General features: G+C 64.6%; 28 protein-coding genes. 6 read left to right on the forward strand and 22 right to left on the reverse strand.

The window, feature by feature from the left end; translation table 11 throughout:
• Positions 1-107: 107 nt before the first annotated feature.
• The 13 genes from ptsP to Q5Z11_RS06095 all read right to left on the reverse strand — a co-directional run bounded on the left by ptsP (position 108) and on the right by Q5Z11_RS06095 (position 10,177).
• Positions 108-1,826, reverse strand: a complete 1,719-nt coding sequence (gene ptsP, locus Q5Z11_RS06035; protein WP_303749142.1) for a phosphoenolpyruvate--protein phosphotransferase — start codon at positions 1,824-1,826, stop codon at positions 108-110.
• 49 nt (positions 1,827-1,875) lie between these two features.
• Positions 1,876-2,145 carry an HPr family phosphocarrier protein gene (locus Q5Z11_RS06040; protein WP_303749143.1) on the reverse strand — a complete coding sequence of 90 codons (270 nt, stop codon included), beginning with the start codon at positions 2,143-2,145 and terminating at the stop codon, positions 1,876-1,878.
• Positions 2,138-2,530 carry a PTS sugar transporter subunit IIA gene (locus tag Q5Z11_RS06045; RefSeq protein ID WP_282267870.1) on the reverse strand — a complete coding sequence of 131 codons (393 nt, stop codon included), beginning with the start codon at positions 2,528-2,530 and terminating at the stop codon, positions 2,138-2,140. Before Q5Z11_RS06045 ends, Q5Z11_RS06040 begins: the two co-directional genes overlap by 8 nt.
• Before the next feature lie 98 nt (positions 2,531-2,628).
• Positions 2,629-3,507, reverse strand: a complete 879-nt coding sequence (rapZ, locus tag Q5Z11_RS06050) for an RNase adapter RapZ (RefSeq protein WP_303749144.1) — start codon at positions 3,505-3,507, stop codon at positions 2,629-2,631.
• Positions 3,504-4,454, reverse strand: a complete 951-nt coding sequence (hprK, locus tag Q5Z11_RS06055) for an HPr(Ser) kinase/phosphatase (RefSeq protein WP_303749145.1) — start codon at positions 4,452-4,454, stop codon at positions 3,504-3,506. The genes rapZ and hprK overlap by 4 nt, the downstream gene beginning before the upstream one ends.
• Positions 4,451-4,903, reverse strand: a complete 453-nt coding sequence (locus Q5Z11_RS06060) for a PTS sugar transporter subunit IIA (protein ID WP_303749146.1) — start codon at positions 4,901-4,903, stop codon at positions 4,451-4,453. The genes hprK and Q5Z11_RS06060 overlap by 4 nt, the downstream gene beginning before the upstream one ends.
• Before the next feature lie 25 nt (positions 4,904-4,928).
• On the reverse strand, positions 4,929-5,243 hold the full coding sequence (gene hpf / locus Q5Z11_RS06065) for a ribosome hibernation-promoting factor, HPF/YfiA family (protein WP_282267862.1): 315 nt from the start codon (positions 5,241-5,243) through the stop codon (positions 4,929-4,931).
• A 58-nt stretch (positions 5,244-5,301) separates the two neighbouring features.
• A complete protein-coding gene (locus Q5Z11_RS06070) occupies positions 5,302-6,732 on the reverse strand; it encodes an RNA polymerase factor sigma-54 (RefSeq protein ID WP_303749147.1) in 1,431 nt (476 codons plus the stop codon).
• Positions 6,733-6,773: 41 nt separating this feature from the next.
• Positions 6,774-7,493 (reverse strand): LPS export ABC transporter ATP-binding protein, encoded by a 720-nt coding sequence (lptB, locus tag Q5Z11_RS06075; protein WP_303749148.1) that lies wholly within the window; start codon positions 7,491-7,493, stop codon positions 6,774-6,776.
• A complete protein-coding gene (gene lptA, locus Q5Z11_RS06080) occupies positions 7,493-8,014 on the reverse strand; it encodes a lipopolysaccharide transport periplasmic protein LptA (RefSeq protein WP_405051680.1) in 522 nt (173 codons plus the stop codon). The genes lptB and lptA overlap by 1 nt, the downstream gene beginning before the upstream one ends.
• On the reverse strand, positions 8,001-8,567 hold the full coding sequence (gene lptC / locus Q5Z11_RS06085) for an LPS export ABC transporter periplasmic protein LptC (RefSeq protein ID WP_303749150.1): 567 nt from the start codon (positions 8,565-8,567) through the stop codon (positions 8,001-8,003). The genes lptA and lptC overlap by 14 nt, the downstream gene beginning before the upstream one ends.
• Positions 8,567-9,112 (reverse strand): KdsC family phosphatase, encoded by a 546-nt coding sequence (locus tag Q5Z11_RS06090; protein ID WP_303749151.1) that lies wholly within the window; start codon positions 9,110-9,112, stop codon positions 8,567-8,569. Before Q5Z11_RS06090 ends, lptC begins: the two co-directional genes overlap by 1 nt.
• A 63-nt stretch (positions 9,113-9,175) precedes the next feature.
• Complete coding sequence (locus tag Q5Z11_RS06095; protein ID WP_303749152.1) at positions 9,176-10,177, reverse strand: KpsF/GutQ family sugar-phosphate isomerase; 1,002 nt, start codon at positions 10,175-10,177, stop codon at positions 9,176-9,178.
• 52 nt (positions 10,178-10,229) lie between these two features.
• Here Q5Z11_RS06095 and Q5Z11_RS06100 point away from each other — a divergent pair, with 52 nt between their 5' ends.
• The 3 genes from Q5Z11_RS06100 to Q5Z11_RS06110 are packed head-to-tail and all read left to right on the forward strand — an operon-like array spanning position 10,230 to position 12,079.
• On the forward strand, positions 10,230-10,460 hold the full coding sequence (locus Q5Z11_RS06100; RefSeq protein ID WP_303749153.1) for a BolA family protein: 231 nt from the start codon (positions 10,230-10,232) through the stop codon (positions 10,458-10,460).
• Positions 10,461-10,499: 39 nt separating this feature from the next.
• Positions 10,500-11,774 carry a UDP-N-acetylglucosamine 1-carboxyvinyltransferase gene (gene murA / locus Q5Z11_RS06105; RefSeq protein ID WP_303749154.1) on the forward strand — a complete coding sequence of 425 codons (1,275 nt, stop codon included), beginning with the start codon at positions 10,500-10,502 and terminating at the stop codon, positions 11,772-11,774.
• The gene (locus Q5Z11_RS06110; protein ID WP_303749155.1) at positions 11,771-12,079 is read left to right on the forward strand and encodes an EF-hand domain-containing protein; all 309 of its coding nucleotides are present in this window, start codon (positions 11,771-11,773) and stop codon (positions 12,077-12,079) included. The genes murA and Q5Z11_RS06110 overlap by 4 nt, the downstream gene beginning before the upstream one ends.
• A gap of 280 nt (positions 12,080-12,359) precedes the next feature.
• On the opposite strand, the gene Q5Z11_RS06115 is transcribed toward Q5Z11_RS06110, so the two are convergent.
• The 5 genes from Q5Z11_RS06115 to purM form a co-directional block, all read right to left on the reverse strand.
• Complete coding sequence (locus Q5Z11_RS06115) at positions 12,360-13,043, reverse strand: DUF3108 domain-containing protein (RefSeq protein WP_303749156.1); 684 nt, start codon at positions 13,041-13,043, stop codon at positions 12,360-12,362.
• A 2-nt stretch (positions 13,044-13,045) separates the two neighbouring features.
• Positions 13,046-13,810 (reverse strand): DUF3108 domain-containing protein, encoded by a 765-nt coding sequence (locus Q5Z11_RS06120; RefSeq protein WP_303749157.1) that lies wholly within the window; start codon positions 13,808-13,810, stop codon positions 13,046-13,048.
• Positions 13,811-13,896: 86 nt separating this feature from the next.
• Positions 13,897-14,556 carry a phosphoribosylglycinamide formyltransferase gene (gene purN, locus Q5Z11_RS06125; protein ID WP_303749158.1) on the reverse strand — a complete coding sequence of 220 codons (660 nt, stop codon included), beginning with the start codon at positions 14,554-14,556 and terminating at the stop codon, positions 13,897-13,899.
• Positions 14,553-15,161, reverse strand: a complete 609-nt coding sequence (locus Q5Z11_RS06130) for a DUF2238 domain-containing protein (protein WP_303749159.1) — start codon at positions 15,159-15,161, stop codon at positions 14,553-14,555. Before Q5Z11_RS06130 ends, purN begins: the two co-directional genes overlap by 4 nt.
• Positions 15,162-15,173: 12 nt before the next feature.
• Positions 15,174-16,232, reverse strand: coding sequence for a phosphoribosylformylglycinamidine cyclo-ligase (purM, locus tag Q5Z11_RS06135; protein WP_303749160.1), 1,059 nt, complete (start codon positions 16,230-16,232; stop codon positions 15,174-15,176).
• Positions 16,233-16,341: 109 nt separating this feature from the next.
• On the opposite strand from purM, the gene Q5Z11_RS06140 reads away from it, so the two are divergent.
• The 3 genes from Q5Z11_RS06140 to hda are packed head-to-tail and all read left to right on the forward strand — an operon-like array spanning position 16,342 to position 19,333.
• On the forward strand, positions 16,342-17,463 hold the full coding sequence (locus Q5Z11_RS06140) for a DUF2066 domain-containing protein (RefSeq protein ID WP_303749161.1): 1,122 nt from the start codon (positions 16,342-16,344) through the stop codon (positions 17,461-17,463).
• Entirely contained in the window at positions 17,460-18,635 is a 1,176-nt protein-coding gene (locus Q5Z11_RS06145; protein ID WP_303749162.1) for an AI-2E family transporter, read from the forward strand. The genes Q5Z11_RS06140 and Q5Z11_RS06145 overlap by 4 nt, the downstream gene beginning before the upstream one ends.
• Positions 18,632-19,333, forward strand: coding sequence for a DnaA regulatory inactivator Hda (hda, locus tag Q5Z11_RS06150; RefSeq protein ID WP_303749163.1), 702 nt, complete (start codon positions 18,632-18,634; stop codon positions 19,331-19,333). Before Q5Z11_RS06145 ends, hda begins: the two co-directional genes overlap by 4 nt.
• Before the next feature lie 404 nt (positions 19,334-19,737).
• Here the strand turns inward: hda and murU are convergent, their stop codons facing one another.
• From murU to Q5Z11_RS06170, 4 genes are all read right to left on the reverse strand, one after another.
• A complete protein-coding gene (gene murU / locus Q5Z11_RS06155; RefSeq protein WP_303749164.1) occupies positions 19,738-20,442 on the reverse strand; it encodes an N-acetylmuramate alpha-1-phosphate uridylyltransferase MurU in 705 nt (234 codons plus the stop codon).
• Positions 20,439-21,449 carry an aminoglycoside phosphotransferase family protein gene (locus Q5Z11_RS06160; RefSeq protein WP_303749165.1) on the reverse strand — a complete coding sequence of 337 codons (1,011 nt, stop codon included), beginning with the start codon at positions 21,447-21,449 and terminating at the stop codon, positions 20,439-20,441. Before Q5Z11_RS06160 ends, murU begins: the two co-directional genes overlap by 4 nt.
• A gap of 46 nt (positions 21,450-21,495) precedes the next feature.
• On the reverse strand, positions 21,496-21,771 hold the full coding sequence (locus Q5Z11_RS06165) for a GlsB/YeaQ/YmgE family stress response membrane protein (RefSeq protein WP_303749166.1): 276 nt from the start codon (positions 21,769-21,771) through the stop codon (positions 21,496-21,498).
• 79 nt (positions 21,772-21,850) lie between these two features.
• The gene (locus tag Q5Z11_RS06170; protein WP_303749167.1) at positions 21,851-23,344 is read right to left on the reverse strand and encodes a M20 family metallopeptidase; all 1,494 of its coding nucleotides are present in this window, start codon (positions 23,342-23,344) and stop codon (positions 21,851-21,853) included.
• Between the last annotated feature and the right edge of the window lie 225 nt (positions 23,345-23,569).

Here is a 23,569-nt window from a genome sequence, read left to right on the forward strand (position 1 = left end):
GGTGTGGTGATGGCCGCAGTCCGTGGCGACCTGGCGCCAACGGCGGTGTTTAGCCCGCCATTATCACGTGCGACGCGCGCGCTTGCATACAACCGGTATTGCCGGAATCAGTTTCCGGCGGACCCGGTGATCCAGCGTTCAATGCCGCGGCGGTCGCGTGCAGCCAACAACTGCGGGGCCTGCAGGCGCAGCTCGGCCAGGTTCACCTCACGGATGGCACGTCGTACCTCCAGCAAGGTGGCCGGGTGCAGGCTGAACTCGGTCAGCCCCAAGGCTAGCAGCAGGGCTGTCATGCGCGCGTCACCTGCCATTTCACCGCAGACCGCCACTGGCGTGTCATGCCGCTGGGCGGTATCGATCACCTGGTACAGCAGTCGCAGTACCGCCGGATGCAGGGGTGAGTACAGCTCGGCCACGGCGTCGTTGTTGCGGTCGGCAGCGAGCAGGTACTGGACCAGATCGTTGGTGCCGATCGACAGGAAGTCGACCTGGTCGATGAAGGTCTCCAGTGCGATCGCCGCCGCCGGCACCTCGATCATCGCCCCGACCGGGATGTTCTCCGCGACTTCATGGCCATCATTGCGCAGGATCGCGGCCAGCCGCGACAACCGCCGGCGCACCGCCATGATTTCCTCGCGGGTGGTCAGCATCGGCACCAGGATGCGCAGCGGGCCGTAGCCGGAGGCACGCAGGATCGCCCGCAGCTGGGTGTCGGAGACTTTGGGGCGGGCCAGTGACAGGCGTACGCCACGCAGGCCCAGGGCAGGGTTTTCTTCGCTGCTGAGTACCAGACCGGTGCGGTCGGCCTTGTCGGCACCCAGGTCCAGGGTGCGGATGGTGACCGGACGGCCGCTCATGCCCAGCACGGTGTCGCGGTAAACGCGGAACTGTTCTTCTTCGTCAGGCAGCTGGTTGCGCTGCATGAACAGGAATTCGGTGCGGTACAGGCCGAGGCCACGGGCACCCAGCGCATGCGCCTGGGCCACGTCATCATGCGACTCGGCATTGGCCAGCAGGGTGATCTCCGCGCCATCGAGGGTGCGGGTGGGCTTTGCCCGCAAACGGCCGAGCTCGCGTTGCTCGCGGGCCAGTTCGCGTTGGCGCAGGCGGTATTGGCGCAGGTCGTCCGGGGCCGGATCGACCACGATCTCGCCGCTGACGCCGTCCAGGATCAATACATCGCCGTCGCTGACTTTCTGCAGCACCGAGGTTGCAGCCACCACCAGCGGCATATGCAGGCTGCGCGCAAGGATGGCGCTGTGCGAGAGCACGCTGCCGGCACTGCTGACGATGCCGACCACGCCCTGCGCCTGCAGCTGCGCCAGTTCCGACGGAGCAACGTTCTCGCAGACCAGGATCTCGCCGGCCAGCCCCTTCATGGTGGTGGTGCGTTTATGCAGGAAGGACTGGATGCGACCGATCACATGGTCCAGGTCGTCCATCCGGCTCTTCAGGTAGGCATCTTCCATGCCCTCGAACACCTTGGCCAGGCGGTCACGCTGGATGCGCAGGGCATGACTGGCGCTGTAGCGCTTGCTGCGCACCAGTTCGTCCAGCGCGGTCAGCAGTTCGGGGTCGTCCAGCAGCATGGCGTGCAGGTCGAGGAACTCGCCTACTTCCGCGGGCAGTGCGCCCTGCAGGCGGGTGCGCAGCTCGCGCATTTCCTGGCGCGCTGCATCGGTGGCACGGTGCAGCCGTTCCAGCTCGTGTTCCACCGCAGCCGCGGCGACGCGCTTTTCACCAATATCCTGCACGTGCGGCAGGCGTACGCGGGCACGGCCGAGCGCGCTGCCACGGGAAGCGGGCAGGCCCGATAAACGGGTCATTGCTGCCGGCTCCACACGATGGCTGCAGCTGCGCGCGCGGCCTGTGGCATCAGTTGTCCTCGTCGAAACGACGCTCGAACAGCGCAGCAACTGCCTCCAGTGCGGCCGCTTCGTCTTCGCCGTCCACGCGCACCGTTACCGGCGTGCCTTGGGCGGCGGCCAGCAACATCACGCCCATGATGCTCTTGGCGTTGACCTCGCGGCCCTTGGCCACAAGCGTGGCGTTGGAGCGGAAGGCAGACAGCACCTGCACCAGTTTGGCGGTGGCCCGGGCATGCAGCCCCAGCCGGTTGGAAACCATGAGTTCTTGTTCAAGCATCGTCGGTGATGACTCCATTGCGAGCGCCCGCCGCCGCAGTGGCGGGCAGTTGGTCCAATCCCTGTTCCGGATAGTTCATTACCCGCAGCAACATCGCCAGACTCAATCCCGATACGCGCTTGGTAGGCGTGCCCAGGCGTGCCAGTTTGCCGGCAAGATTGCTCGGGCTGGCGCCATACAGATCGGTCAGTATCAACACGCCGCCTTCGCCTTCCACCCGCCGCATCGCCGCGGAAGCGGCAGGCAGCAGGGCATCCAGGTCGGCGTCGAAAGGCACTTCGAACGCTTCTGTCTTCAGCGGCAATTGCCGCAACAAGGCGGTCGTCACTTCCAGCAGGGAAGTGCCGACACCGGTATGAGTTACTAGGAGAATGCCGCAGGTCATCCCTGAACGTTAACAGGTCAGGCCAAGTCCGCGATAGCGCTTAAATCTGTCTTCTGTGTGCCATTCAGTGCCTGCGTGGTGATTGCGCAGGCAGGTGTTCAATCCTGTTCGCGATGGAAGGTGGCCACGTCCTGCCAGCCCTGCTCGCGTGCATGCCGGGCCAGCCGCTCGGCCAGGTAGACCGAACGGTGTTTGCCGCCGGTGCAGCCGAAGGCGACGGTGACATAACTGCGGGTCTCGCTGCCCAGCTTCGGCAGCCAGGTGTCGAGCAGATCCTGCAGCTGGGTGACGTAGCGCACCACCTCGGGCTGGGCATCCAGGTATTCGCGGACTTCGCGGTCACGCCCGGTCAGCGAGCGCAGTTCCGGGTCCCAATGCGGATTGGGCAGCACCCTTGCGTCGAAGACGAAATCGGCCTCGGCCGGCACGCCGCGCTTGTAGGCGAAGGACTCGAACAGCAGCGACAGCTTGCTCTCGTGGCTGAGGGCAAACTCGGTGATCACCCGACGGCGCAGCTGGTGCACGTTGAGGCGGGTGGTGTCGATGATGGCATCGGCTTCGCGGCGCAGCGGGGCGGTCAGCTCGCGCTCGCGGGTGATGGCTTCCGGCAGCGACAGGCCGAGATGGCTCAGCGGATGGCGGCGACGGGTGTCCGCATAGCGGGCCAGCAAGGTGTCGTCGTCGGCTTCGAAGAACAGCAGGCGCGCCTCGATGCCGTATTCCTGTGCGGTCTTGCGCCAAACAGCCAGCTGGCTGAGGTCGCTGCGGCCACGCACGTCGATGCCGACCACCAGCCGCTGCGGCCGGGTTTCCTCGCGTTCGCCCAAGACGCCGCGCACGAACTCCGGCAGCAGGTTTACCGGGATGTTGTCCGAGCAGTAGTAATCCAGGTCTTCAAAGGTCTTCAAGGCCACCGACTTGCCCGAACCGGACAGGCCGCTGACGATGATCAGTACCGATGCAGGGTGCGCACTCATGAACTGCGTTGCTCCAGCAGGTTGCTATGGCGGGCGATGAACATCGCCGCCGGGTCGATGCCCTTGGTGCGCAGGATGTGCAGGCGGGTGGCGGCCTCGGTCAGCACCGCCAGGTTGCGCCCGGGCATCACCGGCAGGGTGATCAGCGGCACGTCCAGGTCGAGCACGTGGCGCTTGCCGGAATCGCCGGTCAGGCGTTCATAGCCATAGCTGCTGGGTTCGGTCATCGGCTTGGTCAGGTGGACGATGAGGCGAAGGTACTTGTTCTTCTTTACAGACGTGTCACCGAACATCTGACGGACATTCAGTACGCCCAGCCCGCGCACTTCCAGCAGGTCCTGCAGCAGCTCAGGGCAGGTGCCGTCGAGCACGTCCGGGGCGATCTGGGTGAATTCGGGGGCGTCATCGGCGACCAGCCGGTGGCCGCGGGACAGCAGCTCCAACGCCAGCTCGCTCTTGCCCGAGCCAGCCTCACCGGTGATCAGCACGCCGATGGAGTAGATCTCCATGAATACGCCATGCAGGATCACCCGCGGCGCCAGCGTGCGGGCCAGGTGGTAGCTGAGGTGGTTGAGCAGCTCATGGCCACGGCGCGGCGACACCCACAGCGGCGTCTGCGATTCATCGGCGGCCGAGCGCAGGTCTTCCGGGCAGCCGTGGCTCTTGGTGATGACCAGCGCCAGCGGCCGGGCCTGGATGATGCGCTCGATCACTTCCCAGCGCTGGCGGGCATCCAGTGAGTCCAGCCAGGTCAGTTCCTCGGTACCGAGGATCTGCACTTTGTTCGGGTAGATGGTGTTGAGGTAGCCGGCCAGCGAGGGCCGCCGCGAGACCGTGTTGCCGGCCTCCAGCTCCCGTTGCGCGCCGGCATGGCCGGCGACCCAGCGCAGGTCGAGCTTCTCGCGCTGCTGGTCGAAGAGTTCCTGGGCGGTGATGCTGGTATTCATCCGCTACGCGCCTGCTGCGGGTTGATGATGATGTCTTTGAGGGTCTGCGCATCGGGGGCAACGCGCAGTGCCTGACGGATGTCGGCGTCGGAGAAGATCTCCGCCAGCTCGGACAGCAGCATCAGGTGTTGGTGGGTGTAATGCGCCGGCACGGCCATCGCGAAGACCAGGTCGACCGGTTCGTCGCCGCCAAAATCAACGGGTTCCTGCAGTCGCAGCAGGGCGCCGCGTGGTTCCTGCAAGGTGTCCGAGCGCCCGTGGGGAATGGCGATGCCGTGGCCAATGGCGGTGCTGCCGACGTTTTCACGCTCGCGCAGGCTTAAAAACAGGCTGTCCGCGCCGGCCTCTCGACAGGCGAGCAGGCGGGAAGCGGCAATAAGGGTGCTGTCTCGATCAGCGACCGCGAGTACCTGGGTACTCACGGCCGCCATCAGGTCGGTCAACGGCATGCTGGCTTACGGCTGGGTATAAAGATCAGCCATTGTCGCGCAGAGCATGCGATGCGTGGGGAAGATGCTTTTCCTTGTGCTTTATGACCAGTCGGTCGAGCTTGTCGGCCAGTACGTCGATGGCTGCGTACATGGTGGGTTCGGCAGCATCGGCGTGCAGGGTGCGCCCGGGTAAATTCACCGTGGCGACGACGAGGTAGTCAGGCTTGCGGGTGGACAACTGGACTCGTACTTCGCAGTGCTGGTCGAAATGTCGACCCAGCCGCTCCAGCTTTGTTTCCACGTACTCCTTCAGGGCAGGCGTGACTTCAACTTGCTGGCCATACGTCTCGATACGCATCGGATTCCTCCTGTGGTTCGGGGTTGCCTAATGAACCCTGCGCTGCTCAACGAATGCTTCAGGCGATGCGGACGCGTTCGTGGGAGGCACAGATGTTCATGGCCTCACGATACTTCGCAACGGTGCGGCGCGCTACCGGTATGCCACTTGTTTTGAGCATTTCAGCCAGCTTGGCGTCAGAAAGCGGTTTGCGCGGGTTTTCCGCATCGATCAGGTTGCGGATCATCGACTGGATGGCGGTGCTGGAAGCCTCGCCACCGCCTTCGGTATCGATGCCGGAGGCAAAGAAGGCGCGCAGCGGCAGGGTGCCGCGCGGGGTGCGCACGTACTTGCGGGCGATGGCTCGCGAAATGGTGGATTCGTGCAGTTCCAGCTCACCGGCGATTTCACGCAGCGTTAGCGGACGCAGCGCCTGTTCGCCGAATTCCAGGAAGCCGGCCTGGTGATGCAGCAGGCTGTTGACCACCCGCAGCAGGGTTTCGCCACGGGCCTGCAGGCTCTTCAACAGCCATCGTGCCTCCTGCAGCTGTGCGCGCAGATAGCTGGCGTCGGCATCGCCGCAGCGGCGGATCAGTTGTTCGTAGCTTTGATTGATGACCACCCTGGGGCCAGCGTGCCCGGCCAGCGCACAGCGCCAGATGCCGCGCTGGCGCCAGACCACGCAATCGGGCACGACGTAGGTGTCAGAAGTTATCTGCCCCAGTTGCTTGCCCGGACGCGGGTCGAGTGAGCGCAGCAGCTGCACGGCTTCTTCGACGTCGGCAACAGGCTGTTTCAGTTCCTGCGCGATGCCGCTGATGCCGGCGCGCGGCAAGCGCTCCAGTGGGCCATCGGCGATACGTCGGGCCAGGGCAAGAGCAGGGGTTTGGCAGGGCAGTACGTCCAGCTGCAGGCCCAGGCACTCGCCGAGCGTGCGCGCACCAACGCCAGCCGGGTCGAAGCGCTGGATCTGGCGTAGCACCGCCACGATCTCGTCTTCGTCGGCATGGATTTCGGGCAGCAGCGTCTGCGCGATTGCCGACAAGGGCTCGCGCAGATAGCCGTCTTCATCCAATGCATCAATCAAGGCCACGCCGATGGCGCGATCACACGGACCCAGGTGGGTCAGGTGCAGCTGCCACAGCAGGTGGTCGGCGAGGGTGTCGCCGTCTTCAGCCTGTTCGCGTTCGTCGTCTTCGTCGCCATCGAAGGAACCGGAGCGAGCACTGCTCCAGTCTTCATCGCCGCCGTCCCAATCTTCGCCGTCGGCGTTGATCTCGCCTTGCGCGGGATCGATCGGTGCATCGTCGTTGGCGCTGCTTGCGGGCGCGTCGTCGCCGTCACTGCCTTCGGCATTCTCGGCCCATTCCAGCAGTGGATTGGTTTCCACTGCCTCGGTGAGTTCAAGCTCGAGCTCGGTGCTGGACATCTGCAGCAGCCGTATGGCCTGACGCAACTGCGGCGTCATCACCAGGCTCTGTCCCATCGATGTCTGCAGCCGAGCTTTCATGCCTGTTCCGTTCGGGTAGGGGCCCGACGTGGCGCTGCGACTCAGAGGGTGAAAGCGTCCCCCAGGTAAACACGGCGTACGTCAGTATTGGCAAGCAGATCTTCCGGTGCCCCCTGCGCCAGTACGCTGCCTTCAGCGAGGATATACGCCCGGTCGCAGATTCCCAAGGTTTCGCGCACATTGTGGTCGGTGATCAACACACCAATGCCGCGTTGCTTGAGGTGGGTCACGATGCGCTGGATCTCGCCGACCGAGATCGGGTCGACGCCGGCGAACGGTTCGTCAAGCAGGATCATGCGTGGCTTGGCAGCCAGCGCGCGGGCGATTTCGCAGCGACGGCGTTCACCGCCGGACAGGCTGGCGCCGGTCTGGTCGGCGACATGGCTGATCTGCAGTTCTTCCAGCAGCGAGGACAGCTCGCGCTCGCGGCCGGCGTTGTCCAGGTCGGTGCGCAGTTCCAGCACCAGGCGGATGTTGTCGGCCACGCTGAGCTTGCGGAACACCGACGGCTCCTGCGGCAGATAACCCACACCGAGCTTTGCGCGCTCGTACATCGGCTCGGAGGTGATGTCCTTGCCGTCGAGCACGATGCTGCCAGCATCGGCGGCGACCAGGCCGACGATCATGTAGAAGCAGGTGGTCTTGCCGGCACCATTGGGGCCGAGCACGCCGACCACTTCGCCGGCATCCAGGGTCAGCCCGAAGTCCTTGACGACTTCGCGGTTCTTGTAGCGCTTGCGCAGGCCTTGGGCGACGAGCATTACTTGGCCTCTCCCGCCGCTGCCGGCGCCTTGTTCTTGGGCTGGATCACGGTGCGCACGCGGGTGCCGTCGCCGCCGCTCTGCATCGCACCGCTGCGGGTGTTGTAGACCATGCGCTGGCCAGCGTTGGTGCCGCGCTCGGATTCAACCTTGTAGTTGCCGGTGAGCACGATGACTTCGGTGGCGACGTTGTAATCCAGGTTGTCGGCGCGGGCATTCATCCAGGTGTTGTCGTCCATCTGCTGCTTCAACGTGGCCTGCTTGCCAACCAGCACGACGCGCTCGGTTTCGCCGTTTTTCTGGATGACGTCGGCGGTGTCGGCGTGGATTTCCAAGGTGCCTTGGGTGATCACCACATTGCCGCTGAAACGGCATTTGCCGTTGTCACCGACCATGTTGCAGTCACTGTTGGTCGAGTCGATGGTCATCGCCTGGTTGCGATCTGAGGACTTGGCCGACGCCATGCCGGGCACGAGCAGGGCGGCGAGCAGGGTGATCGACGCGAGCTTAGCGGGCAGCACTGGGTTCATAGCGGGTCTTGACCTGGGAAAGGAGTGAATACTGCTGGGATTTGAGGTTGGCACGGAAGCCGACACCGGTCTGTGACAGGCCCGGGCGGGTCAGCGTGACCAGGCCCTCGGTGCGCGCCAGATCCTGCTCGGTCAGCACATCCAGGGCATCGGTGCGGAAGGTGGTTGGCGGGGTCTTGCCGTCCTTGGGGCTGTCGCCGGCGACGTTGCCGCGCAGGCGCAGTTCTTCGCCCTTGGGGCTGACCCAGCCGGTGTCTGCGCGCAGTTCCCAGTGCTGGCCGGCGGCGTCGGGCAACAGGAACAGCGGCTTGCTGATGGTCGAGGTCTGGTCGGCGCGGCTGCGTGCCATCGATGGCGCGCGCAGGGTCACCGACTCGTGGCCTTCCTTGTCCAGGGTGACGATCTCGAAGTCGGTCAGGGTGAAATCGGTGCTGCCTTGCTCGATGGCCGAGGGCGCGGTGCTGGCGCGGTTACGCCATGCCGACCAGCCGCTGAGCAGCGCCGCCAGCAGCAGACCAATGCCAAGAACCGAACGCCAGTTCATCAGGAGAACCTCGCCAGGACTGCGTCCAGTTTGCCCTGCGCGGCGAGCAGCACGTCACACAGCTCGCGCGCTGCGCCACGGCCACCTTCGGCACGGGTCTGCCAGTGCACGCGTTCGGCGATCCACGGATGCGCATCGGCCGGTGCCACCGCCAGGCCGACCGCGCACAGCGGCGCCAGATCGGGAAGGTCATCGCCCATGAAGGCGACCTGGTCCAGGCCGATCCCGTGCTGTTCGCACAGGGCACGCACGCTGGCCAGCTTGTCACCGACCGCGATCTGGGTGTCGATGCCCAGATCGGCGCCGCGGCGCTGCGCCGACAGGCTGTTGCGGGCGGTGATCAGCACCGGGTGGATGCCGTGCTGCTGCAGCAGCTTCAGGCCCAGCCCGTCCTGCACGTAATAGGCCTTGCTCTCGTTGCCCGCGTGGTCATAGAACAGCCGGCCGTCGGTCAGGGTGCCGTCCACGTCAAAGCAGGCCAGGCGGATGGCGCTGGCGGTGGCATGCAGATTGGCGGGGAAAAGATCGAGCGGCGAGTAGGGCATGGGCAGGCAGTATCCGTTGCGGCAGGTCGGGTGTTTGGCCCGAGGTCGTTGATTGTGCGGGGTTTAGACCACTTTTGCCCGCAACAGGTCATGAATGTTCAGGGCGCCGACGGGGTGATTGTCGCCGTCGACCACGATCAAGCCATTGATCTTGTGGGTTTCCAGCAGCCGCGCGGCCTCGGCGGCGAGCTGGTCGGCGCCGATGGTGCGCGGGTTGCGGGTCATCACCTGGGCGATGCTGGCGGTGCGCACGTCCAGATCGGTATCCAGGGCGCGGCGCAGGTCGCCGTCGGTGAACAGACCGACCAGCTTGCCCTGGGCGTCGACCACGGCGGTCATGCCCAGCCGCTTGCGGCTCATTTCCATCAGTGCCTGGCTGAGGCTGGCATCGTCGCTGACGCTGGGCAGGTCGTCACCGCCGTGCATCACATCGGTGATGTGCAGCAGCAGACGCCGGCCGAGGCTGCCGGCCGGGTGTGAACGGGCGAAGTCGTCGGCGGTAAAGCCGCGCGCATCCAGCAAGGCCACGGCCAGCGCATCGCCCATCGCCAACGAGGCGGTGGTGCTGGAGGTCGGGGCCAGGGCCAGCGGGCAGGCCTCGTGGTCCACGTTCACGTCCAGATGCACGTCGGCAGCCAATGCCAGGCTCGATTGCGGCTTGCCGGTCATGGAAATCAGTGGATTGCCCTGGCGCTTGAATACCGGCAGCAGGGTCAGTACTTCATCCGATTCACCCGAATAGGACAGCGCCAAAACCACGTCATCTTCGGTGATCATGCCCAGATCGCCGTGACCGGCCTCACCAGGGTGCACATAGAACGACGGCGTGCCGGTGGAGGCCAGGGTCGCGGCGATCTTGCGCGCGATATGCCCGGATTTGCCCATGCCGGTGGTGACCACGCGGCCGCGGGAAGCCAGTACCAGGCGGCAGGCGGCGGCGAATTCGGCGCCGATGCGACCGCCGACCCGGTCCAGCTCGTCGCGCTCGATCTCGAACACTCGGTGACCACTGGCCACCAGATCGGCGTCGCGCAATGTATCCAGGGAAAGCGGGGAAGCAGCCATACGGATGCCACTCGGATAGTAGAATGGGGGTTCATTTTATTAGGAAAGCGCTTTGGACGCCGAGACCATCCGAAATCTGATCGAAGCCGGCCTGCCGGGCGCCCGCGCCGACGTGCACGGCGACGACGGGGTGCACTTCGAGGCCACGGTGATCTGCGAGGCATTCGCCGGCAAGATGCCGTTGGCGCGCCACCGCATGGTGTATGCGACGCTGGGCGACCTGATGGGCGGCGCAATCCACGCGCTCGCGCTGAAAACCGTCACTCCGGGTGAAGCCGGCTGAGCCGGCGCACTCTCTTCTCCTTATATCGGCCTTAAATCCATGGCAAAAATCGTAGTCACCGGCGGCAATGCGCTGAACGGTGAGGTTCATATCTCCGGCGCCAAGAACGCCGTCCTGCCGATCCTGTGCGCCACCTTGCTGGCCGATGCGCCGGTGGAGATCACCAACGTGCCGCATCTGCACGACGTGATCACCACCGTGAAGCTGCTCGGTGAGCTGGGCGCCAAGGTCACCATCGACCAGGGCACGCTGTCGCGCGGCAGCGCGGTGGTGGTCGACCCGCGTACCGTCGATCAGCACGTGGCGCCGTATGAGCTGGTCAAGACCATGCGCGCTTCGATCCTGGTGCTGGGTCCGTTGCTGGCCAAGTTCGGCAAGGCAGAAGTGTCGTTGCCGGGCGGTTGCGCCATCGGCTCGCGTCCGGTTGACCAGCACATCAAGGGCCTGCAGGCGCTGGGTGCGGAAATCAGCGTTGAGAACGGCTTCATCAAGGCCCACGTCGACGGGCGCCTGAAGGGCGGCCGTTACACCTTCGACATGGTCAGCGTCACCGGCACCGAGAACGTGCTGATGGCGGCCGTACTGGCCGAAGGCACCTCGGTGCTGGAAAACGCCGCGATGGAGCCGGAAGTGGCCGATCTGGCGCATTGCCTGATCGCACTGGGCGCGAAGATCGAAGGCATCGGTACCGCGCGCCTGGTCGTGGAAGGCGTCGAGCGCCTGCATGGCGGCCGCCATGCGGTGCTGCCGGATCGCATCGAAACCGGCACCTTCCTGGTGGCTGCGGCGATGAGCGGTGGTCGCGTCACGGTGCGCAATGCGCGACCGGACACCATGGACGCGGTGCTGCACAAGCTGACCGAGGCTGGTGCCGAGATCAGCACCACCGAAGACACAATCACCTTGGACATGCATGGCAAGCGGCCGAAGTCGGTGAACATCACCACCGCGCCGCACCCGGCATTCCCCACCGATATGCAGGCCCAGTTCATGGCGATGAACTGCGTGGCCGATGGCGTCGGCGTGATCACCGAGACCATTTTTGAAAACCGCTTCATGCACGTCAACGAGCTGCTGCGCCTGGGCGCGGACATCCAGATCGAAGGCCATACCGCGATCGTGCGTGGCGTCGAGAAGCTCAGTGGTGCACCGGTGATGGCGACCGATCTGCGTGCATCGGCCTGCCTGATCCTGGCTGGCCTGGTGGCTGCTGATGAAACCAGCATCGACCGCATCTACCACCTTGATCGTGGCTACGAAAACATTGAGGAAAAGCTCAGTGGGCTCGGCGCCAACGTGCGGCGCATCGCATGATCCTCAAGGGCCGCTTCAGTCCGCGTCGCAGGGCCTTGTTGGCCCTGGTGCTGCTGGCCCTGGCCTGGTTGGGCTGGGGCTGGTACAGCGGCGTGGCCATCACCCAGGGCGTTGAGAAGGAACAGATGGACTGGAATGGCGACGGCCAGGTCAGCAGCGACGAGTTCATGCAGGCCTTCTACGCGGTGCAGGTGAAAGACAGCGAAGAAGGCGAGCGCCAGTGCCGCAGTTTCATCTGGCGTAGCAGCGGCGAAGAGTTCCGCCGCGATTGCCGCACGGTGTTCAAGAAGCCGGCAGCGGAGTAACAGCAGCCTGTAGCGCCGAGCCATGCTCGGCAGAAGCACTACCGAGGCGCCCTAAAACGGGCGCCTCTTTTTTTTGTAGGAGCGGCGTAAGCCGCGAAGCTGACGATTCATCAGATCGTAGATTGGTGCTGTCTTGATAGTGCAGGCTTCGCGGCTTACGCCGCTCCCACAAAAAAGAGCGTGGGCCGACGGTTATCGGCAAGGCCCCTGCCGAGCATGGCTCGGCACTACCTGTTCCCTCCCTTTCGCGTAGCGAAGGGGAGGGTGGCGTACCTGGGGCTTACTGGATCGACTTGATGGTCAGGTCCAGTGCGTCCTGGCCATTCTCACGCTGCAGCAGGCGCGCCGGTACCGGCATGCCGGGGACGATCCAGGCGATCTGTTCCTTGTTGCCGTCCACGCGCGACACCTTGGTGGCTTCCTGCTGCTTGCCGCCGATGGTCATGTTTTCCTTGCCGATCACCCGATAGGTCATCGGCTTGATGCGGCCATCGTCGACCATGCGGTAGTTCAGCGGCTTGCCGTCGGCGACATCGCGGGCGATGGCCAGGTTGATCAGCAGTGCGTCCATGTCGCCGTTCTGCAGGCGGATCGGGCCGCTGCGATCGGGCTTCACGTCACCAGTCCAGGTGGCCTGGTTGCTGTTCCAGTCATAGCGCGCATCTACCTGCTTGCGCTTGATCAACACCACCGAACGGTCGTGGCTGCTGAGCGGACGCAGCTTGCCGCCGTGCTCGTCGAACACGGTGGCCTGGCTCAGGTCGGCCATTGGATTCTTGATCTGCAGGCTGTAACGCCATTGGTTGTTACCGGCCGCGGCAACCGTCATCACACCGTTGGCCTGCATGCCCATGTAGCTGGCCTGGTAATTGGCGGTGAATGGCTCGATGGCCAATGCCGGCAAGCTGGCCGCGGCCAAGGTGGCGACGACGAGGAAACGCAGGGGGCTACGGGAAAGCTTCATGCTCAGGCTCCTTGGTATTCGATCAGGCGCAGGTCGATCTCATCCTGGCCATCTTTGCGTTGCAGGATGCGCACCGGCGTGGGTACGCCGTTGGCAATCCAGAGGATGGTTTCATCATTGCCGCCATTGGTGCGGTACACCCGCAAGGCGTCATAGCTGAGATCACCCACCTGCACGTTTTCGGTGGTGTCGGCGGCCCGGTACTCGTATTGACGGACCCGGCCGACATCGACATAGCGGTACTGCAATGCCTGGCCAGGGCGCGCATCGCGCATCAGCGACAGGTTCAACACCAGCGCACTCTGGTCGCCGCGCTGCAGTGGAATGGGGCGCTGTCGGTCTTCCTTCAGGTCACCCTGCCACTGCGCGGTACCGGCCTGCCAGTTATAGACGCCGGTGACTTTCTTGCTCATGAACAGGGCTTTCTTGACCGTGCTCTGGCTCAACGGCGTGTAAACGGCGCCCTCGTTGTTGAAGACATTGCTCTGCTCGATGTTCAGGCCGAGCACGCTGGCAAAGCCGCGCTTGCCGCGCACCGCCAAGTCCACCCGCCACTGGCTGTCGCTGTTGTGGACCACGCGCATGGTGGCATCGCCGGCCTCCTTGCCCTTGTAGAAGGCCTGGTAAGTAGCGACGAAAGGCTCCAAGGCCGGCGGGGTCCATTCCAGTGCCGGCAATGCCGGTGCAACCGGGGCCTGCGCAGGCGCGGGTGCCGGCGTTTCCTGGGCGTGGCTGACGGCCGATACCAGCAAAGCGGTCAAAACCATTGGTTTGAAAAGCGCTATGGCCATGCGAGGAAGAGGGCAGGAGAGAGGGAGATCATGCCAAACCACACATCAGCAGCATGTGCGGATCAGCGGCGGAGGGTTCCGGCGGAATCTAGGCGCAATGGACTAAACAGGGACTGACCGTCGCATTGAACCACGCCGTCCTGTTCAGCCACGCGGCCGGCGACCAATAGCTGAACGCTGGCCAGCAGCAGCGGGTGCTCCACCGCCAGCACGCGTTTGGCCAGGGTTTCGGCGCTGTCGTTGGCCAGTACGGGCACCCGTGCCTGCGCGATCACCGCGCCAGCATCCAGTTCCGGCACCACGAAATGCACGCTGGCACCGTGCTCGGTGTGGCCGCCGGCAATGGCCTGGGCATGGGTATGCAGCCCTTTGTGCAGTGGCAGCAGTGAGGGGTGGATGTTGATCAGGCGGCCACTGAAGCGCTGCACGAAGTTGGCGCCCAGGATGCGCATGTAGCCGGCGCAGATGATCCAGTCCGGCTGGCTTGCAGCCAGCGCATCAGCCAATGCACTGTCGAAAGCCTCGCGGTCGGCGAAATCCTTGGGGGAGCGTGCCCAGCGCTGCGCGGGCGGCACTTTTGCCAGCGCGACAGCTTCTGGCTTGTCGGAGAACACGCCGACAATCTGCGCATCCAGCTGGCCTGCGGCAATTGCATCAAGCAGGCACTGCAGGTTGCTACCACGCCCGGAGGCAAGCACGGCTAGGCGTGGCGAGGCACTCATGCGCGGGATTTCCGCAGCAGCGGCCACAGCGCAAGACTGCCCAGCGTGGCCAGCAGCATGTCGGCATGTGCGTCCCAGATGTCGCCCTGCTGGCCGTTGTAGGCCTCGGCAGCTTCCGGTGACAGCGCAAGCGCGATGCCCCATTCCAACCATTCGTAGGCCAGGCTGGTGCACATGATGGTCATCACCGCCAAGGTGAAGGCCTGGCCAACGCGTAGCGCCGGCCAGGTGCGGCGGGCCAATTGGGTCAGCGCCGGGGTGAAGCAGATGCCGTACAGCAGGTGGATCAGCCGATCGAAATGATTGCGCTCCCAGCCGAACGCGGCATTCGGCGACCAGCCGAACAATGCCTGCGCCCATTGGTCATATGGGATGTTGGAGTACAGCCAACGGGCGCCAATGCAGTGCAGGATGATGAAGCCGCAGATGGCCGCGAACGCGCCGCTACCCAAGGGCCAGCGGCGGTCCACCCACCACAGCGCGAGCAGGCCGAGCACGGTCAGCGAGCTGTGCAGGGCCTGTTCGACAGGCCATAGCGGTTTGATCCAGGTGAGCGCGAATACAACAAGCACGCCGATGAAGGCGGCCTTCTTGGCGGCTGTCATGTAGGCGTTGGCTCAGCCGATGTGGACGCGTTCAGCGCCGTTTTCAGCCACCACTTCACCAATCTGCCAATGCGCCAGCTCCAGGGTGTCCAGCGTGGCATTGATGGCGGCAACCTGGTCGGCCGGCACCAGCAGCACGAAGCCGATACCGCAGTTGAAGGTGCGCCACATTTCGCTGTCAGCCACATTGCCTTCGCGCTGCAGCCACTGGAATACCGGCGGCAGGGTCCAGCTGCTGGCGTCGATGTTCAGGCCCAGGCCTTCCGGCACCACGCGGATGATGTTCTCGGTCAGGCCGCCGCCGGTGACGTGGGCCATGCCGTGCACGGCTGCGCCATGGGTCTTGAGCAGCGACAGGATCGGCTTGACGTACAGGCGGGTCGGCGCCATCAGCGCATCGACCAGCTTGACGCCGTCTTCCAGCACCAGCTCGGCCGGGCTGCCGGCGCGCTCATAGATGCGGCGGACCAGCGAGTAGCCGTTGGAGTGGGGACCGGAGGAGGCAATGCCGATCAGCACGTCGCCGAGGGCAACGGCCGAGCCGTCCTTGAGTTCGCTCTTCTCGACGCCGGCGACGGTGAAGCCGGCCAGGTCGTACTCGCCCGGGGCGTACATGTCGGGCATTTCGGCGGTTTCGCCGCCGATCAGCGCGCAACCGGCCTCGGTGCAGCCATTGGCGATGCCGCCGACCACGGCCGCGGCGGTGTCGATGTCGAGCTTGCCGGTGGCGAAATAATCCAGGAAGAACAGCGGTTCAGCACCCTGCACGAGCACGTCGTTGACGCACATGGCGACCAGATCGATGCCGATGGTGTCGTGGCGGCCGAGCTGTTGTGCCAGCTTCAGCTTGGTGCCGACGCCGTCGGTACCGGAGACCAATACCGGCTCGCGGTACTTGTTGGAGAGGTCGAACAGGGCGCCAAAGCCACCCAGTCCGCCCATCACCTCCGGGCGGAAGCTGCGCTTTACCAGCGGCTTGATGCGCTCGACCAGTTCGTTGCCCGCGTCGATGTCGACACCGGCGTCACGGTAGGTCAGGGGGGAGTTGGCAGAGGTCGAGGGGCTGGTCACTGGCGGCTGCACTGGCGGGGTGAACGGTCGATTTTAACAGGCCACGTTGGCGTGAAGGCCCCATTCGGGCAACAATTCCCTCCGGAATCGTCGAGCAATGGAAATTTCAATGCGCCGCAGCCTGGTCACAATCCTGTTTCTGGCGCTCTGCCTGCCAATTTCGTTGGTGCAGGCACAGTCGTCCGGCATGCGTACCGAAGGGGACGTAGCCGGCGCCCGCAGTGCCTATGAGGCCGAGGTGCCGGTCAACAGCCAAAGCGAGGCCGATCGCAACGGCGGGCTGGCGCGTGCGCTGGGCGCGGTGCTGGCCAAGCTGTCCGGCGACCGCAGCGCGCTGGCGCGGCCGGGCGTGGCGCAGGCGCTGCGCAGCGCAAAAGACATGGTCGAGGGCTACGACTACCGCCAGGACCAGAGCGTGAGCGCCAGTGGCGCGCCGAGCTTCCGCACCATGTTGGTGGCGCGCTTCCGCCAGGATGATGTCGACGGGCTGGTCGCCGCGCTGGGCTTGCCGGTGTGGCCGCAGCCGCGCCCGAAGCCGGTGGTCTGGCTGGCCATCGATGATGGCAGTGGCCCGCGCCTGGTCGGTGTGCCGCAGTCCAATGCGGCGCGGCCGCTGCTGGACCGCGCGGTCGAGCGCGGCTTCAAGCTCGGGCTGCCTGCAGGTGGCGCGGCTGAACAAGCCCTGGTGGGCGCGATCTGGCGCCAGGACACCGCCGCGGTTGCGCGGGCCTCGGCACGTTATTCGCCGCCGATGCAGCTGGTGGGCAAGCTGTACCGCGGCAAGGGCGGTGGTTGGGTCGCAGATTGGGTGTTCGTCGACAACGGCCGTGAGCTGTCCAAATGGACGACGACCGACGGCGATGCGCGGCGGGCGATGATTGGTGGTGCCGATGGTGCCGCCGATGCGCTGGTACGTCGCTATGCCAAGGCCCCGGTGGGCGGCGCGGCAGGTGTTTACCGGATCGTGGTCAGTGGCATCCGCAGTGCGGACGACTACCTGCGCCTTGCGGCCACCTTGCAGCGAGTGGCGGTGGTCAAGTCGATCGTGCCGATCCAGGCCTCGGGCGACCGCCTGGAGCTGGATGTCGAGCTGATGAGCGGCCTGCCGGGCTTCAACCGCATGCTGGGCAGCGACGCTGCGCTGCAGCCGGTGGGTGCGGTAGCTGACGATGATGCCGATGCCGGTACCGAACAGAACACCAGTCGCCGCGCGGAGTACCGCATTCGATGAGTACCGACACAGCGGAAATGGAAATCGCGCTGTTCCTGCGCCGTGTCAAATGGGTGGTTTTGACTGCTTTTGGACTGTGGGTGATGTGGTTGTTGGCACCGGTGCTGACCCCGTTCGTGGTCGCGCTGATGCTGGCCTGGCTGGGCGATCCGCTGGTGGACCGGCTGGAGGCCCGTGGTCGTTCGCGCAACACCGCGGTGGTGCTGGTGTTCGTGTTGATGATCCTGTTGCTGGCCTTGGCGCTGCTGATCCTGGTGCCCTTGATCCAGCGCCAGATCATCACCTTGATCGCTGCCTTGCCGCAGGGGCAGGACTGGCTGATGAGCACGGCGATCCCGTGGCTGGAGCAGAAAACCGGGTTGGAAATCATGGCCTGGCTGGATCCGGGGCGTTTGTTCGAGTGGGTGCGCAGCCATTGGCAGCAGGCCGGTGGCGTCGCCACCACCTTCTTCGGCTACGTGTCGCGCTCGGGCTTTGCGATGGTGGCCTGGGTGATCAACCTGGCCTTGCTGCCGATCCTGGCCTATTACTTCCTGCGCGACTGGGACAAGCTGGTCGAGCGGGTTGCATCGATGATCCCGCGCAACCATATCGAGGTGGTGTCGCGTCTGGCGCGTGAATCCAACGACGTGCTGGGTGCCTTCATCCGCGGCCAGATCGTGGTGATGATTGCGCTTGGCATCGTCTACGCAGCGGGCCTCAGCCTGGTTGGCCTGAATCTGGGGCTGTTGATCGGCCTGGTCGCTGGCTTGATCAGCTTCATTCCTTACCTGGGGGCAACCACCGGCGTGGTGATGGCGGTGCTGGCCGCACTGGTGCAATCGCAGGGCTTTGACCTGCAGTTGCTGGTGTTGGTTGGTGTGGTCTTCACCGTTGGCCAGCTGCTGGAAAGCTATGTGCTGACGCCGCGCATCGTCGGTGACAAAATTGGCCTGCATCCGGTTGCGGTGATTTTCGCGGTTATGGCAGGTGGCCAGTTGTTTGGCTTCCTGGGAATGCTGCTGGCCCTGCCAGCGGCGGCGGTGATCAACGTCCTGTTGCGTTATGCGCACCAGCGTTATCGCCAAAGTGAGTTGTATGCCGGCCACGGGCCGACGATTGTGTTGGATCCGCGCAGCCTTGATGTGTCGGCGGACCTGAGCATCGTGTCGAAGGATGTAGAACCTAAGTGAGTGTGCCGCAGTTACCGCTGGCCTTGCGTTACCCGCCAGACCAGCGCTTTGAAACCTTCATCGGTGCGCCCGACGGCGCGCTGGCGCAGTTGCGCGCCGTCGCCAATGGTGACAGCCAGGATTGGATCTATCTGGTTGGCGCTGGTGCTACCGGCAAGACGCATCTGGCCCTGGCAACCTGCGCCGCTGCACTGCAGGCCGGGCGCCGCCCTGCATACCTGCCACTGCAGGCAGCGGGGACGCGCCTGCAGGATGCATTGGAAGCGCTGGAAGGGCACGACGTGCTGGCGCTGGACGGGCTGGAATATGTTGCTGGCCGACGCGAGCAGGAGGTGACCCTGTTCGAGTTCCACAACCGCGCGCGCGCTGCCGACGTGACCGTGATCTATACCTCGCGCCTGCCGCCCGATGGCTTGGGACTGGTACTGCCAGATCTGCGCTCACGGCTGTCGCAGTGCAGCCGCATCACCCTGGAGCCGTTGGATGCCGAAGGCCGTGGCGCGGTGCTGCGTGAGCGTTCGGTGCGGCGCGGATTGGTGATGGACGAAGCAACGCTGGACTGGTTGCTGACCCGCACCGGGCGCGACCTGAGCGGGCTGGTGAGCTTGTTGGAACGGCTGGACCGCGAATCGCTTGCAGCAAAGAAGCGGATCACCATGCCGTTCCTGAAGCGGGTGCTGGAGAATGGGCCGGGTTGAGGGCTGTTTTGTAGGAGTGGCATCAGCCGCGAAGCAGATGTCATATCCGCAAGAAAGATGCCTGCGATTGCAGGCATTTTTGTATCCGAGCTGTCAGCGGCTTCGCGGTTTACACCGCTCCCACAAACGAATGGTGGACGCGGCTTTTGTAGGAGCGGCGTCAGCCGCGAAGCTGGTACTGCATCCGTAAACAAAAAAGACGTGCAATTGCAAGCATCTCTGGGTCGGAACCTTCGCTAGTTTCGCGGCTTACGCCGCTCCTACAAGAGCTCCGGTGTGCCGCTTCAGCTTTTGTGGGAGCGGCATCAGCCGTGAAGCTGGATTTGCGTCCGTAAGCGAAGATGCCTGCGGTTGCAGGCATCTTTGGGTCTGAAACTTCAGTGGCTTCGCGGCTTACGCCGCTCCTACAACAAAAGCTGGGATTCCAGTTGCTGCAGGCGCTCGGGGGTGCCTACGTCGGTCCAACGGCCTTGGTGATGCTGGCCGCTGATGCCGTCGCTGGCCATCGCTGCGCGCAGCAAGGGAGCGAGCTTGAAGCGCGGTGGTGTTTCCGCGCTGCCATCGGCATTGCCAATCACTGCCTGCCAGCCCTGCAGCAGCTGCGGTCGATATATGCCGATGCCGGCAAAGGTCAACCGCGCTTGTTCGCCGTTGTCGTGCAATCGGCCATCGGTATCCAGAATGAAATCACCACGCGGGTGCTGCACGGGATTGTCGACCATGACCAGGTGCGCATTGCCCCTCGGTTCGCGCGGAAGATCGGCGAAATCAAAGTCGCTCCAGATATCGCCATTGACCGCCAGGAACGGCGCCTCGCCGAGCAGTGGCAGTGCATTGTGCATGCCACCGCCGGTTTCCAGCGGCACCGGTCCTTCGTAGAGATAGTGCAGGCGCAGGTTCCAGCGACTGCCGTCGCCCAGTTTTTCCGGGAATTGCGTCGCCAACCAACTGGTGTTGACCACCACATCGCTGACGCCCAGCGCAGCCAGACGTTGCAGATGCCATTCAATCAAGGGCACGCCTGCGACAGCGAGCAGCGGCTTGGGCGTGTGATCGGTAAGTGGGCGCATGCGCTCGCCCAGCCCGGCAGCGAAGATCAGTGCCTTCATGCGGAAGCCTTGGCGGCCATCGCCGGTTTGAAGCGGCGTTCGAACAGATCCTGCAACGGCGCCAGTTCCGGATAGCGTGGCAGCACTTCATCCAGATAATTGATGAAGCGCGGTGCGTCTTCGAAGTAATGGCCCTTGCCATCGCGATCACGCAGGCGCACGAAGATGCCGAGGATTTTCAGGTGGCGCTGCACGCCCATCCAGTCGGCATCACGCAGGAACTGCGGCCACGGCCGGATCGGCAGGCCGGCGGCGGAAGCGCGGGCGTGATAGCGGGCCAGCCACGCATCCACTTTTTCCAGCGGCCAGCTCAGGAATGCATCCTTGAACAAGCTGGCCGGATCGTAGGCGATCGGGCCGCTGACCAGGTCCTGGAAATCCAGCACCGCCGGGCCGCCTTCGACTGGCATCAGGTTGCGCGGCATGAAGTCGCGGTGGGTCAGTACCTGTGGCTGGTTCAGGGCGTTATCCATCAAACGCCGCTGCACCAGTTGCAACTGCTCGCTCTCACCGCAGTCCAGGGTCAGGCCGAGGTGGCGCTGCACGAACCATTCTTCAAACAGGCCGGCATCGCGTTGCAGCAGTGCCTCGCCGAACGCACCCATGCCTTCCGGTACCGGAATCTGCTGCAGGCGGATCAGCTGCGCGAAGCTGGCATCGAACCATGCATCGGCCGTGTCGTCGGTGATGAAGCGTGCCAGGGTGGGCCCGCCGAGGTCTTCCAGCAGCAGGAAGCCATTGTCGAGGTCGCGTGCCAGTACCTGCGGCACGCGCACGCCACGCGGCTCCAGCAGATCGTGCATGCGCAGCCACGGTCGCACATCTTCCAGCCCCGGCGGCGAGTCCATCACGATGTGGCTGCCGCGCATGCTGTTGCTGCGCCAATAACTGCGGAAACCGGCATCGACCGATGCGCGCTCCAGTGTGGTTGCGGGGTCGCCAAGTGCGGTGGCGGCCCACTGCAGGCGTTGTTCGGTGCGCAGTGGATCGGAAGCGGGATCGTTCATGGACACTACAAAGTTGCGGCGCCCGCAGGCGCCGTTGGAGAAGGAATCAGCGCTTCTTGCCGCCGCTGATCAGGCGCAGCAGCGCCAGCAACACGATTGCACCGAGGACGGCGCCAACGAAGCCGGCCGGCTGGCCTGCCGAATACCAGCCCATCTCACGGCCGAACCAGCCGGCGAATACCGCGCCGGCGACGCCGAGCACGATGGTCAGCAGGCATCCCATGCGGTTGTTGCCGGGCATGAAGAAGCGCCCCAGCAAGCCGACGAAGAAGCCGATCAGGATGATGTACAGCCAGCTGTCGCTGCCAAACAGTCCGCTCATGTTCTTGTCCGTACCTGAGAAAAACGCAGCCTAGCAAGGCCAGGCTGCGTTCGTCATCAAACCATCAGGCGCTGGCCGATCAGCAGCAGCCGTGGCCACCGTGGCGGGTGCCACTGTCGGCGGCCACCGGCGAACCGCTGGTCTCGCCACGCAGGCTGGCGGCGTGGTGGTCGAACAGCACCTTGGACACGCAGGAGGTGACGCGCTTGCCCATCGGGATGTGCAGGAACTCGTTCGGGCCGTGTGCATTGGAATGCGGGCCGAGCACGCCGGTGATCATGAACTGCGCACCCGGGAACTTCTCACCCAGCATGCCCATGAACGGAATCGAGCCGCCTTCGCCCATGTACATCGCCGGCTTGCCGAAGAAAGCCTGGCTGGCGTCGTCGATGGACTGTTCCAGCCACGGTGCCATTGCCGGTGCGTTCCAGCCGGTGGAAGCCTTTTCCAGATCCAGGCTGACGTGGGCGCCGTTCGGCGGATCACGCAGCAGGGCTTCCTTCAGCAGTTCGCCGCAGGCCTTGCCATTGGCGGTCGGCGGCAGGCGCAGCGACAGCTTCACCGAGGTTTCCGGGCGCAGCACGTTGCCGGCCGATTCCAGCGGCGGCATGCCGCCAATGCCGGTCACCGACAGGGCAGGGCGCCAGGTACGGTTGAGCACCAGTTCGGTCAGCTCCTCGCTCATCGGCTTGAGGCCATCGACCAGCGGGAACTTGTCGAAGATGGCGGTATCGACCACGTCGGCAGCGCGCTTGGCCTGTTCCAGACGCTCGGCCGGGACTTCAACGTGCAGGCCATCGAGCAGGATGCGGCCGGTCTTTTCGTCCTCGATGCGCGACAGCAGCTGGCGCAGCAGGCGGAAGCTGGACGGCACCACGCCGGAGGCGTCACCGGAGTGCACGCCTTCGTTGAGCACCTTGACGGTGAAGTTGCCGCCGGTCAGGCCGCGCAGCGAGGTGGTGCACCACAGCTGGTCGTAGTTGGCGCAGCCCGAATCCAGGCACACCACCAACGACGGCTGGCCGATGCGATCGGCCAGGTGGTCGACATAGGCCGGCAGATCGTAGGAGCCGGATTCTTCGCAGGCTTCGATCAGGATCACGCAGCGGGCGTGCGGCAGGCCTTGTTCCTGCAGCGCCAGCACTGCGGCCAGCGAGCCGAAGATGGCGTAGCCGTCATCAGCGCCGCCGCGGCCGTACAGCTTGTCGCCGCGCAGCACCGGAATCCACGGGCCGAGGTCGTCGTCCCAGCCGGTCATTTCTGGCTGCTTGTCCAGGTGGCCGTAGAGCAGGACGGTGTCGTCGCCGGTTTCCGGGCCGGTGGCCGGGATTTCCAGGAACAGCAACGGGGTACGCCCTTCCAGGCGAACCACCTCGACCTGCAGGCCGGGGATGGTCTGCGCCTTGGCCCAGTTCTCCATCAGGGTGACGGCCTGTTCCATATAGCCGTTGGCGACCCAATTGGCGTCGAACATCGGCGATTTATTGGGGATACGGATGTAATCGACCAGTTGCGGAACGATGTCGCTGTCCCACTTGTCGCTGAGAAATTGGCCGATCTTGGCGCTGTCCATCTGGATCTCCGGTAGCAATGTCAGGTGCAACCATTCTACGCCGCTCCCTTGTTTGGCGGGTCTGCGGTGGTTTCATCGATGAGTTCTTGTAGGACTTTTCCTACAGAGGCCCGGGCTGTTGGCTGGCTGTTTGCCAAACCCGCTGCGGATATTCTGGATTCATGTGGCGCGGGACACTGATTCGGCCGGCGGGAGAGCCAGCCAATCAGCCACCAAGTCACAAGG

The sequence above is a fragment of the Stenotrophomonas sp. 610A2 genome (assembly GCF_030549615.1).
In the GTDB taxonomy this organism is placed as follows: Bacteria; Pseudomonadota; Gammaproteobacteria; order Xanthomonadales; family Xanthomonadaceae; genus Stenotrophomonas; species Stenotrophomonas pigmentata.